Source organism: Lysinibacillus sphaericus OT4b.31 (assembly GCF_000392615.1).
Lineage (GTDB): Bacteria > Bacillota > Bacilli > Bacillales_A > Planococcaceae > Lysinibacillus > Lysinibacillus sphaericus_B.
The window spans coordinates 1,386,097-1,395,728 of sequence record NZ_KB933398.1; the positions used below are offsets into that span (position 1 = coordinate 1,386,097).

Genomic DNA, 9,632 nt, shown 5'->3' on the forward strand with positions numbered 1-9,632 from the left:
TTGAAAACGCCATTAAAAGAACTACGGATTCACCACGAATATTTATATGAAGTAACCGAAGAAATTTTAGGGAACTATCAAGTTGTTTCTTTAGGACATTCAGGGTGCCACTATAAAATGAATGGCATTGAAGAGCAACATATCCTTTATTTATTGGAACGAGATAAACGAGTCAAAATCGAAATGCCTATTTTATTCGAAACAGCTATGAATGAATTTTTTACGAGGATGCAGCGTTTTTTTCATTATGAAATAAATTTAATCATCAATGATTGGGGAACAATGCGTTTTTTAGCACAACAGCAACTGCCGTCAACAGTGTCCTTATCGGTAGGCAGACAATTAGCTTTTAGTTATGGGAACTGCCCATGGTATGAAGATATTTTACAGTACGAAGATCAGACAATTAAAGAGAATTACTTACAATTGAATATTGCAAATCCTGCAATGATAAAGCTACTAAAAGAACATGGTGTGGCAGAAATAGATGCAGATCTAAATGCTTACATGAAAAATTCAGTGAACCTGCTAAGAGATGAAGGGATAAAAGTTAATGGTTTTTTGCATTACCCAATGGTATCCACTTCGAGGTCCTGCCATACACTCAGACTCTATAACGAGCCATTAGGAAATTGCCAGCATTTATGTAATAACGGCATTACGATTGAGCCGAGAGAACGGTGGAATAGATTTGAGGATGTAACAGTAAAGATTTCCAAAGAAAATAGAGAAAAAATGGGTAATTTAATTATTTATGGAAATATCGTTGTCCAGGATATTAAGCGGCACAACGAAAGCATACCGTTTGAAGTGGATTCATTGTGCGACGATGCAAGATTTTCACCAATACTTCTTAAAGAGGAGGCAATAAAATGAGTAACATTCAGGAAAAGAGTTTAACGCAAGATATTTTAACAAAATTGGATGATATTATAGTTGATTTCGTTGCACCAAACGCGGCTCATATTGATAAAGAGAGAGCTTTCCCGAGAGAAAATATTAACGAGATTGGACGAAATGGCTTATTAGGCTTAATAATTCCACAGCAATTGGGCGGATTAGAAGCTCCTCTATCTTTATATAAAGAAACAGTTATCAGGTTAGCTCAAGCTTGTGCTTCCACGGCACTTATCTATGTGCAACATATGTCGGCAGTTTCTATTTTATTATATGGAAAAGATAGTGATTATATAAAAAATATTTTAAGTAAAATTGCACAAGGTCATTGTCTTACAACGATTGCACTGAGTGAAGCGGGTTCAGGCTGCTATTTCTTTTTACCTGTAAGCCAGGTACGTAGCACTGACAACGGCCTTCGCTTAAAAACTAATAAAATTATGGTGACAAGCGCAGGAGAGGCAGATTTGTATGTCATAAACTCCAAAGCAACATTTGCTAAAAATTCTATGCAAAGTAACTTTTTCGCAGTTTCGAGTAATTATGATGGAATTGAAGTAGGTGGCACATGGGAAGGCATGGGACTGAGAGGTAATCAAAGTGCACCGTTAAATATAGATGCGTATTTAAATCCAGAGATGCTTATTGGAGAAGAAGGAGAAGGCTTTAAAATTACGCGTGAAGCATTGCTTCCAATGGGACAGATTGGTATTTCAGCAGTAAATATTGGGATTGCTAAGGCGATTTATAACGAATCAGTAACCTATGTGAAGAAACGCTTTTATACACATATTAATACGAATCTCTCTGACTTCCAAAGTATTCAACAAATGGTAGGGGAAATGAAAGTACTATGTGATCAAGCGGAAACAGCTTTAAATGCCTTTGTGCAACGGATGGAAAACAAGGAAGTAGATATGGTTAGTACATTAGAGGTTAAAGTAATGGCTTGTCAAACAGCACTAAGAGTGGCAGAAATAGGTTTAAAAGTTTGTGGAGGCCATGCTTATTCAGCCAATACACCAATAGAGAGATACATTCGCGATAGTATGGCGGGAACAGTCATGGGACCGACGCCAGATGTGTTAAAAGAATTAATCGGAAAAATTGTATTGGATGTGCCTACGCAGCTGTAGTTGATTCAATATTCCATGTAATGGATGAAAGAGGGTTGAAAATGCCAAATCAAACTGAGCCTAAATATGGAGGTATGAAGCAAGTACTAGCGGTTAGTTTAGGTTTGTTTTTAGTATTTTTAGATAGTACGGTGGTCAATATTTCTCTCCCTAATATAATGAATGATTATCACATTAATTTGAATTTAGCTTCCTGGATAATCAATTCCTTTGTACTGACACTAGCGATATTGTTAATTACTTTAGGGAAAATAGCAGACTTTTTTGGAAGGATTAGAATTTTTTTAGTTGGAGTTATTGTATTTGCGATTAGCTCCCTTTTGTGCGGCATGGCACCTACGGTAGAAGTTTTAATAGCTGCTCGTGTCTTACAGGGAATTGGAGGAGCTATGATTATACCTACTAGTATGATGCTCGTAAGAACTGCTGTGCCACCTGAAAAATTAGGGCTGGCAATGGGCATTTGGGGAGCAGTTGGTGCGCTTGCAGTAGCTATTGGCCCAAGTCTTGGGGGAGTTGTAACTGAATTTATAAATTGGCGTTGGATTTTTTATATAAATGTGCCAGTTATCATGATAGCTTTCCCTTTCATCTTAGTAGCTTTTAAAGGAAGTAGAGACGTTAAATCACCATTTAAATTAGATGTACTAGGCGTGATCGTCGTTAGTATTGCGCTTTATTTTTTAACATTTGCCATATTACAGGGTGAAAAACTAGGCTGGACTTCTACAACCATCTATATATATTTCACTATTAGTTTAATTGCCACTCTATTATTTATCTTTATAGAGAAACGGACAAATTTACCTTTAGTTGATTTTACAATATTTAAAAATAAACACTATTTAGGTGGAATTCTTTCGAACTTTTTAGGTGGCATTTTGTTAATGGGAACGTTAATTTTATTGCCAATTTATCTTACTCAGGTGAAGGAGTTTACTACATTACACGCTTCGTTTTTAATTACACCATTATCAGCAGTAATGTTAGTAGTTGCACCAATTGTTGGAAGATTAATTGATAAAATTGGTTATCAGATTCCAATGCTTTTTGGCTATGTATTTACAGTTATAGGTTTTGTGTTCTTATTGAAATTAACACCTGATACAGAATTTTCTATGCTCATTACCATGATGTCTTTACTAGGTACGGGGTTAGGGATCATCATGGTTACAAGTGTAACTGTTTGTACGGTTTCTGTTTCAGAAAAGCATGTGTCTTTAGGGTCAGGTATTTTTGCCACTGCACGAAATCTTGGAGGAGCTCTTGGTGTATCTTTATTTGTATCCATTACACTAAGTTTTCTAAATCAATATGCGAATGATGTTGTTGCAGACGGGGTGGCACGCTTTGAAAATAGCAATATGCCTGATGCTGTAAAAACCATTGCGATTGAGAATCTGCAAGGAAAAAAAGATACGTTATTTGAAGGGGAAAGAAAAGTAGAGAATTTTGTAATTCCTCAGGAAATGCAAAATCAATTTGTTGCAAAGAAATTGGAGGAAACGTTAAAACAAATGCCTCAAGCAGTAGAAGTTAATGCTACTCCAGACATAGAAAAGAAAGTAACTGCGACGGTAAATGTAGAAATAGCAAATATAGAGAAGGAAGTTAATCATATTCAAAATACTATACAGAGTGACGCACAAGGTTATATTGCGGAGGCGATGACGAAAGCATTTTGGTGTGGATTACTTTTAACTTGTATCTTTAGTTTATCATTAATTTTTTTAAGGAAGAAACAAGTAGAAGAAATTCTTTAAGTTTTCGGTAGGGAGAAGTAAATCCCTACCGATTAAAATTGATTTTCGATATGTAGATAGTCATTATTTTATTCGCAATATTTCGATTAACTTTCATACATAATTCAAAGTGAGCAAAAAATAAGGAAAATTTTGAGTAGTAAGATACCATACTTTTGATAGAAAACAATTGTTATAATAGTAAATATATAGAAAAAGTTAAAAGATTGTTGTGGAGGATAACTGAAAAGGGTGAGAAAAGATGGAAAAATATTTGGAACCGACAGCAATGTTAAATTTTAATGATGAAATGTTTCAGCAACTAGTAAAACAACAGGGCTGGGGCAACTTAGATTATGAAGATAGAATCAGGCAGATTTATGATTTTGTCAGAAATGAAATTAAGTTCGGGTATAACCGAGGAGATGATATACCTGCTTCGGAAGTGTTGCAAGATGGCTATGGGCAATGTAATACAAAAAGTACACTGTTAATGGCTTTACTAAGAGCTGTTGGCGTTCCTTGTAGAATTCATGGTTTCTTTATTGATAAAAAGATGCAAAAGGGTGCATTAACTGGTATCACGTACCTATTAGCGCCCAATAAAATTGTCCACGCATGGACAGAGGTGCATGTAAATGATCAATGGATTGCCCTTGAAGGTGTAATTATAGATGATTCTTATTTGGAACAAGTAAAAAATAGACTTTGTAGTTTTAATGATGGTTTTATAGGGTATGGAATTGCTGTTAAAGATAAGGATAATATAAATCTATGTTGGACTGGTGAAAGTGTATTTGTTCAAAGCTTTTCTATAACAGATGATTTAGGAATTTTTAATAACCCGGATGAACTATTTTTGAAGTATAACAATACAGGAAATAAGCTAAAGCGCTTAATGTTTAATAGAAAAAGAAAAAAAATTAATCGAAGATTGGATATATTGAGAGATCAGTGAGTCGTCTTTATTTAAGGAAAAAAATGAGTCTACTTGCTAAGTTGAATGCATGTAGACTCCTATTTCTACACTATATGACATGATGCTAAAATTTTAGATTTATTAGCTTTTCGCGTGCTATGTTCGAGATAGGTAAACCTTCAATGCTATTTATAAATTTACGGTGGTAAATTTTTTCGATTACATTACAATATTGAATAGCTCCACCATGACGTATGATTTTCATAAAATGGACTTTTTCTGAATCTGCTAAATGAGTAAAGTTTTGCTTACTATTATAGTAATTTTTTATAGGGCGAAAATCGTCGTCATCTATGCAAAGATAGTAAAGGACTGGTAAAGTTATTTTTTTTATATGTAAATCACTTATATGGTAATCTGTTAACAAATCGTGCACATCATTGCGGATTTGAGCAATGATACCTAGATAGTTAGAATATGTTTTAATTATATCCAATGTTTTTTCTGAGACATTACCCGCTCCTAATACACAGGCCAATTGCATAAGTGAACCTGATTTCAAGCTAGCCATTTCTAAATATTCTGTTTCAGTAGTGATTCGATTGTAAATATCCTTTTGCTGTCCATTAATGGATTGCAACAATAGGCTATGAATTTGCTGGCTCATGAAATTTCTAACCTCGAAACAACAATCTAATAAAGTAATTTGATTGAACGCAGATAGTAAGAAACCAATAATTATATTTAAATTTTCATCAAAATTGACCTCAGACCAAGGATAAATAGCTGCATCTTTGTCTTGAATATCATCTAAAATGTCTGCTGCTAAAATAATGAGCTCCATAACTACTTGAAGCTCTCTTTTTTCCTTAAAAGTTTGCTGCTCTCTAAAGATGGAATAATGAAGTTCGGTTAGTAGGGCAAAATTAATACTTTGATGAAATTTAAAACTTACATAACTTTGGGCAAGATTTTGCAAGTAGTGATCTGTAAAAGATGTCTCAATTAGCTGATTTGCTATTAGTATTAATTCTTCACGTAATTGAATGTTGTAGCGTGTCTCCATTAAAAAATTCCTCCTTGTACAAAAACGCGTGACTACAGTAATAAAAATTATATTTGACTTTTGTTTAATACTTTTGCAACTGCTTCGGAACGAGAGGTGACACACAACTTTTTATATATTTTTGTTAGATTATATTCAACTGCACGAATACTCATAAAAAGTTCATCTGCAATATCTTTATTGCTGGAACCTTTTGCTAAACTCTCTAATATATCTAGCTCTTTTTGCGAAAACACTTGACGATGATCAGCAGTTAATAAACCTTGTGAAAAGTTTGAAGGTGACGACCGTATCAGCATTTCTCTCGGTACTAATACATAGCCGTTTAACACAGCCTGTATATTCAAAACTAAAACCTGATATGAGGCAGATTTACTTATGATTCCATAAATACCTAGTTCGATTAACGTATTAAATTGAAAGGAGTAGTCAAATCCTGTATAGAAAATGATTTTAGCATCAGCATGCGTTTTTAAGATTTTTTTTGATAATTCAATTCCCGAACAGTTAGGCATATTAATGTCTAGTAAGTAAATATCAAAAGATTTTTTTTTAATGGCTTGTATAACCTGTTGACTATCTAACAAATAAGTAATATCAAAATTTGTTACTTCTTCTAGTATATTTTTTGTACCGAGACCAACCATTGGGTGGTCATCTACAATTAATATTTGAGTCATTGTTATCACCTCGGAATTGTTATTAGAATTTGTAATCCCTTATTGACTTGAGAAATAAATTCAATTTCACCATTTAAGATATGAATTCTTTCTTTTATGCCAATAAGGCCAACGTGGTTTTCAGTATATTTTTCTATAGAATTGTTCATGCCCACACCATTGTCCTTATAGTCTAAAAATATATAATCTTTATCCTCCCACATCTCCACTGAAACAACAGCGGCTTTAGAATGTTTTTCCGCATTGTTTAGTAGTTCTTGAAGCACCCGATAAATAGAAATAGTTAAATTATGATTATTGGAGTAATTGGAAATATCATAGAATTCGTACTTCAAAATATAACTCACTTTCATTTGCTTTTTTTTACAGAATTCTTCTAACGAAGCTGTAAAGTCTGTATTCATCATAAAATTGGGGCGAAGCTCACTGCAAGTTTCCCTAAGCTGTTTGATAACATCCAATAAACCGTTTTTTACTTTAATTAATGTGGCTAATTCTTCTTCTTGCAAGGTACTTGAATTTTGTATTACCTTATCTAGTTTTTGATACCAAATTGTTTGATCTTGCAAAGCTGAATCGTGTAAATCAGACGCCAGTCTTATTCGTTCTTGTTCACCTAACTGTAATAAAAATCTAGAAAGAGTATGAGATGATTGATGATTAGTAGTATCTCTTTGTTCTATTGTTTTTATAATATTTTTTACTATATTTAAATTTTCATGGACCAATCTTACATACTTGACAATATTAATTAGCCACATTTTTTCGTGCATATTAAAAGTGGTATTATTTCTTTTTTGACTTATCCATAAATAGGTGACAAAGTGTTCAGTTTGATATAGTTCAATTCCTAGATAATTCGGGTTGCCAATTAAAGTATCAGTAGTATTGTTTTTTAGCTTTTTCTTGATGAAATCAGTAAGCTTATTCTCTGAATTATTGTTATTATAATCAATGCTTTGAAATTCTAGTGTTTCATTATTTAACCTTATTAATAGAAGAATTTGTGGCTCTAATATTTCTGTAATTTGATTAAGTAGTAAATTTTCTAAATCGTTTTCGTTCATAACAGAAGGTAATTTTTGAGCAAATTCATTTAAATTTTTTGACAAATAGGAATGATTATATATGAAACTATCTTTTAAATGAAAATCTATTTTTTCTTTTGAAAATAATGTAACAATATTAATAATAAGGATGGCCAAAAATAAAATCATAAAATACAGAACGATATTTTCTGTGTAAAATCTCTCGCTTATTACTAAAATAGTTAAAAGTAAAGTGGGGATAAATGTTAAGAATGTATAATATGGAATCTGTTTTAATATGAAATTTATGTCTATTAAACGGTTAGTTAAGACTATATAAGAATAACCTATAGGAATAATAAATAACGTAAAAGCTGCTACATCATCTTGCAGATAGGGAAGATTAAAAATATATGGTACAGCGTGTAAAAAAATAAATGGGATAAAGGCACATACATGAATTAATATTAACCATTTTAAAAAGACTTCATGATGAGAGCCTTTAGTGGCTAGATAAAAATAAAGTAAGAGCATTATTGAAAAACAAATATTGAGGCAAAAATAGCTTAAAATTAGTATAGTACTGATAACATCGAGAAAATTGTTGAAAGTAAGAGTCATTAATTTTAGAAAAATAACGAACAGACAAATGACACTATTGGTTTTATAAAAAGTTAGCCATTTATTTTTAGTTATGCCTTTTTCCAATAACAACATATGAATGAAAAGTGTAAGGAAAAGGGAACCAAGTGGGAAAAAAACACATATTAAAATACTTGAAACAATATCCCCTCGTCCAGATTCTGTAGAGGCAAAAAAACTAAGAGATACTGATAGAAGAAATCCTGTTAAATAAAAAGCAACTTTACTATTTTGTTGAAAAATAAATAAAGTAAGTATAAATACAGTTAAGGAAAATATGCTAGGAATAATAATTTCCTGAAAAGTATCATTAAGTGAGTTAGGTGGTGCTTGGATGTTTTTAATTTCATTATTTCTTATAACTTTTATTGAGGAACCATGAACAAAACAATTATTGTATTTATAATTTTTTATAGAGGTAATTTCTTTATCATCTACTGCTAAGATGATGTCTCCGGCTGTAAGATTTGTATAACGCGCCCAACCATCATTAGCATATACATTGGAAATGACAACATTATCATTGTTGTTAGATTGTATTTCTATGCCTATATAGGGTGTAAGCATGGTTAAGATTAAAAAAAGATGAGCTATTAAAAATATAAACTGTAAAACTAGTATTTTTCTTTTGTCATTCATAATTTTTAATCCTTCCCAGAATAAAAAATTTGCGGTTATCTCTAATATAATTGCGGTTATTACCTGCTTCTTTTATAGTATTATAATTGTAAAGAAATTGAAAGGAAGGGAATACTATGATGATGAAAATAGTTCATGCAATGCTTTCAGGAGCTAATAAAGAAATAGACTTCGAAAAAGTGGAAATGGTTGGGGATCTTTCGGCTTCAGAGTTAAACCTTATTCAAGAGGCTATCAATACTTCTGACAAGTCAGATGTTTTACAAAAATCTTCATCCTGGTTACCTAGATAAGATTTTTTAAGAATCCTTAAATAACAGTAATTTCTTTAGGTTTGCATGCTACAATTTTTAAGCAAAAAAGGTGATGGAAACATTTTTTTCATCACTTTACAGTCTTTTTTCTTTTAATATAGAAGTATCTATACGAGCCCGTTGATTTCCACTCCGGCGGACGCTTTTCGCGGGCATGGCGTAAGTCCATAGCTGTCAACTTAACAAAAATGTGTACTCTTTCGAAAAAGATGGTATGGATAAATACAAATCTTTTTTGGAAGGAGTCATTTTTATGAAGACACCGAAAAATATACAGTTACTCCAAAAGTTATTTGAATGCATTCGCCCTGAGCGCGTCGATGAAATCGCAAAGGAAACGGGTTTTATCAAAAGAAAGCGTCTCGTAACAGCGAGTGATTTTCTTTCATTACTTTTTCATGTTCACGGGAATTTAGTCAATTGTACGATCCAAGACCTCTGTACAAAATTACTAATGGAACAAGATATTTTGATTAGTCGTGCCGCTGTGGATAAAAAATTCACGCCTGAAGCGACTGCTTTTTTACAACGACTTATTCAAGAATTTTTACTCGAACAACAACTACAGC

General features: G+C 32.5%; 8 protein-coding genes and 1 pseudogene. 6 read left to right on the forward strand and 3 right to left on the reverse strand.

Going from position 1 to position 9,632, the window contains the following annotated elements; all coding sequences use genetic code 11:
* The 4 genes from H131_RS06200 (at nucleotide 1) to H131_RS06215 (ending at nucleotide 4,733) form a co-directional block, all read left to right on the forward strand.
* On the forward strand, nucleotides 1-876 hold the full coding sequence (locus tag H131_RS06200; RefSeq protein ID WP_010858230.1) for a hypothetical protein: 876 nt from the start codon (nucleotides 1-3) through the stop codon (nucleotides 874-876).
* A complete protein-coding gene (locus tag H131_RS06205; RefSeq protein WP_010858231.1) occupies nucleotides 873-2,033 on the forward strand; it encodes an acyl-CoA dehydrogenase family protein in 1,161 nt (386 codons plus the stop codon). Before H131_RS06200 ends, H131_RS06205 begins: the two co-directional genes overlap by 4 nt.
* A gap of 41 nt (nucleotides 2,034-2,074) precedes the next feature.
* Nucleotides 2,075-3,796, forward strand: coding sequence for an MFS transporter (locus H131_RS06210; protein ID WP_010858232.1), 1,722 nt, complete (start codon nucleotides 2,075-2,077; stop codon nucleotides 3,794-3,796).
* Nucleotides 3,797-4,037: 241 nt separating this feature from the next.
* The gene (locus H131_RS06215) at nucleotides 4,038-4,733 is read left to right on the forward strand and encodes a transglutaminase-like domain-containing protein (RefSeq protein WP_010858233.1); all 696 of its coding nucleotides are present in this window, start codon (nucleotides 4,038-4,040) and stop codon (nucleotides 4,731-4,733) included.
* A gap of 85 nt (nucleotides 4,734-4,818) precedes the next feature.
* Here H131_RS06215 and H131_RS06220 read toward each other — a convergent pair whose 3' ends face one another.
* From H131_RS06220 to H131_RS06230, 3 genes are read right to left on the reverse strand one after another with little or no spacing between them, the layout of a single operon-like run.
* Nucleotides 4,819-5,760 (reverse strand): polyprenyl synthetase family protein, encoded by a 942-nt coding sequence (locus tag H131_RS06220; protein ID WP_010858234.1) that lies wholly within the window; start codon nucleotides 5,758-5,760, stop codon nucleotides 4,819-4,821.
* 47 nt (nucleotides 5,761-5,807) lie between these two features.
* Complete coding sequence (locus tag H131_RS06225; RefSeq protein WP_010858235.1) at nucleotides 5,808-6,440, reverse strand: response regulator transcription factor; 633 nt, start codon at nucleotides 6,438-6,440, stop codon at nucleotides 5,808-5,810.
* A gap of 5 nt (nucleotides 6,441-6,445) precedes the next feature.
* On the reverse strand, nucleotides 6,446-8,749 hold the full coding sequence (locus H131_RS06230; RefSeq protein WP_010858236.1) for an ATP-binding protein: 2,304 nt from the start codon (nucleotides 8,747-8,749) through the stop codon (nucleotides 6,446-6,448).
* Between the two features lie 116 nt (nucleotides 8,750-8,865).
* Here H131_RS06230 and H131_RS24260 point away from each other — a divergent pair, with 116 nt between their 5' ends.
* Together H131_RS24260 and H131_RS24930 are read left to right on the forward strand one after the other, a co-directional pair.
* Nucleotides 8,866-9,042: a hypothetical protein gene (locus H131_RS24260; RefSeq protein WP_155242378.1), complete on the forward strand. Its 177-nt coding sequence runs from the start codon at nucleotides 8,866-8,868 to the stop codon at nucleotides 9,040-9,042.
* Nucleotides 9,043-9,316: 274 nt separating this feature from the next.
* Nucleotides 9,317-9,632: pseudogene (locus tag H131_RS24930) on the forward strand (hypothetical protein); the annotation flags it as partial.

What these genes read in the sequence shown, in the direction of transcription:
- H131_RS06205 (WP_010858231.1), top strand. Translation starts at nt 873, where the DNA reads ATGAGTAACATTCAGGAAAAGAGTTTAACGCAAGATATTTTAACAAAA.
- H131_RS06210 (WP_010858232.1), top strand. Translation starts at nt 2,075, where the DNA reads ATGCCAAATCAAACTGAGCCTAAATATGGAGGTATGAAGCAAGTACTA.
- H131_RS06215 (WP_010858233.1), top strand. Translation starts at nt 4,038, where the DNA reads ATGGAAAAATATTTGGAACCGACAGCAATGTTAAATTTTAATGATGAA.
- H131_RS06220 (WP_010858234.1), bottom strand. Translation starts at nt 5,760, where the DNA reads ATGGAGACACGCTACAACATTCAATTACGTGAAGAATTAATACTAATA.
- H131_RS06225 (WP_010858235.1), bottom strand. Translation starts at nt 6,440, where the DNA reads ATGACTCAAATATTAATTGTAGATGACCACCCAATGGTTGGTCTCGGT.
- H131_RS06230 (WP_010858236.1), bottom strand. Translation starts at nt 8,749, where the DNA reads ATGAATGACAAAAGAAAAATACTAGTTTTACAGTTTATATTTTTAATA.
- H131_RS24260 (WP_155242378.1), top strand. Translation starts at nt 8,866, where the DNA reads ATGATGATGAAAATAGTTCATGCAATGCTTTCAGGAGCTAATAAAGAA.